This window comes from Marinobacter sp. MBR-99 (assembly GCF_040547575.1).
In the GTDB taxonomy this organism is placed as follows: domain Bacteria; phylum Pseudomonadota; class Gammaproteobacteria; order Pseudomonadales; family Oleiphilaceae; genus Marinobacter.
In genome coordinates, this window is the sequence record NZ_JBEPPY010000053.1 from 1 (window position 1) to 1,566 (window position 1,566).

Here is a 1,566-nt window from a genome sequence, read left to right on the forward strand (position 1 = left end):
AACCAGTCGCTGTAGTACGCGGCCGATGGCCGCCGGACGCCCTTTCCATTGCGGCTTCGCCTCCATTACAAGGGCGCCGCTAAGCTTCGCGTTAATGGCCCTGGCCTTCTTCATTTTTGGCGGGCTCAGTGCAAGGGCCTTGGCATCGGGCTTTGCTGCAAAGCCGCCTGTGTTGGTGATGGCCAAGGCCGGAAAAGTTGCCGTCGGGGTTGGGTGCCAAATTCATCGGCGGCATGGTTATTCACGGCGTGCTCCAGTTATGGGGCCGTCCAGTTTAAACGGTAATCGGGTTGGTGTTGTTTGCGCTCTGGTTCCTTTCGCCATCCGTTGCGTTGGTGCAAGCTGTTCGGGAGAGGGCATGCAGCGTTGGTTGCCAGGGGAGACCTTGGTGGTAACCGGCCACTAACCAGGCGGTCAACCGGACGCCAAAAGCGTACCGCTTTTGGTTCCCTCCGCTGGCGCTCCGGCGCCGGTTACCTTCGCGTTATAAATCAGGGAGTAGCCATCGATGGAATGGCGCAAGGACGACTACCTAATCACTGATGACAGATCCAAGGTGCAACTGGATGTCGTCCACCGCTTGCTTGCCGCAACCTATTGGGGTGGCCGCCGCCCTCGAGAAATCGTAGATCGCATGGTTTCAGGCTCCATCTGCTTCAGCCTTTATCATGGTTCTACACAGATCGGTTTTGGGCGGGCAGTCACCGATAGTGCTACTTTTACCTGGGTGGCAGATATTGTGGTTGAACCCAAATTTCGCGGTAGCGGCCTCGGTAAGTGGATCATGGAGTGTTTGCTAGTGCACCCGGCCATAAAGGGAACCCAGATGGTGTTGCAAACCCGAGATGCACAAGGGCTCTACGAGCAGTTTGGGTTCACTGGAAACAGTGCTCTCATGAGCACCAAAGTCACTGATTTATAACAAGGCGCATCAATACGCGGTGGCGTTATGTGTACCCATCGGATTGGAGGAGCAGATGAAATCCATCACGACTTCGCTCATGTTTGTCGGAGAGCAGGCCGGGAAAGCCGAGGAGGCAATTAGGTTCTATACTTCTTTATTTCCTGGTTCACAGATCACCGATATTCAGCGCTACGGAGCCGGTGAGCATGAACCAGAAGGTTCTACCAAAATGGCTCGGTTTACGATAAACGGAACTGAGTTAATGGCGCTGGACAGTCACCTTGATCACCAATTTAGTTTTACTCCCTCCATGTCATTGTATGTCGAGTGTGAGTCCTCGAACGAAATCGAGGAGGCTTTTCGGGCCTTAGCCGACGGCGGCTCGGAGCTGATGCCTTTGGATAACTATGGCTTTAGCGAGAAGTTTGGGTGGCTGAAGGATAGGTATGGAGTGTCTTGGCAACTCAACCTAACGGATTAACGTGGCGGAAAAGTCAACACATAACCAAGCGCAGCACTACGCAGCCTCCGGCTGCCGGACGCTCGCAAGCTCGCGCCGGTGTGCGCGGCGTTATACCTCATGGAGGAGCATATGAGAAAACTGGTAAGTTCAGGCTCTCCTTTGGAAGAACCGATTGGGTTTTCCAGAGCATGCAGAGTTG

General features: G+C 54.3%; 3 protein-coding genes. 2 read left to right on the plus strand and 1 reads right to left on the minus strand.

Going from position 1 to position 1,566, the window contains the following annotated elements:
• Nucleotides 1-186, minus strand: a 186-nt coding sequence (locus ABIE59_RS19925; RefSeq protein ID WP_354449540.1) for a hypothetical protein, incomplete at its 3' end; no start/stop codon positions are given.
• Between the two features lie 322 nt (nt 187-508).
• Here ABIE59_RS19925 and ABIE59_RS19930 point away from each other — a divergent pair.
• On the plus strand, nt 509-922 hold the full coding sequence (locus ABIE59_RS19930; RefSeq protein ID WP_354449541.1) for a GNAT family N-acetyltransferase: 414 nt from the start codon (nt 509-511) through the stop codon (nt 920-922).
• A gap of 55 nt (nt 923-977) precedes the next feature.
• Nucleotides 978-1,385 (plus strand): VOC family protein, encoded by a 408-nt coding sequence (locus ABIE59_RS19935; RefSeq protein ID WP_354449542.1) that lies wholly within the window; start codon nt 978-980, stop codon nt 1,383-1,385.
• Nucleotides 1,386-1,566: the final 181 nt, after the last annotated feature.

Excerpts from the sequence above, each read along its gene's own strand:
- ABIE59_RS19930 (WP_354449541.1), top strand. The coding sequence starts at position 509 with ATGGAATGGCGCAAGGACGACTACCTAATCACTGATGACAGATCCAAG.
- ABIE59_RS19935 (WP_354449542.1), top strand. The coding sequence starts at position 978 with ATGAAATCCATCACGACTTCGCTCATGTTTGTCGGAGAGCAGGCCGGG.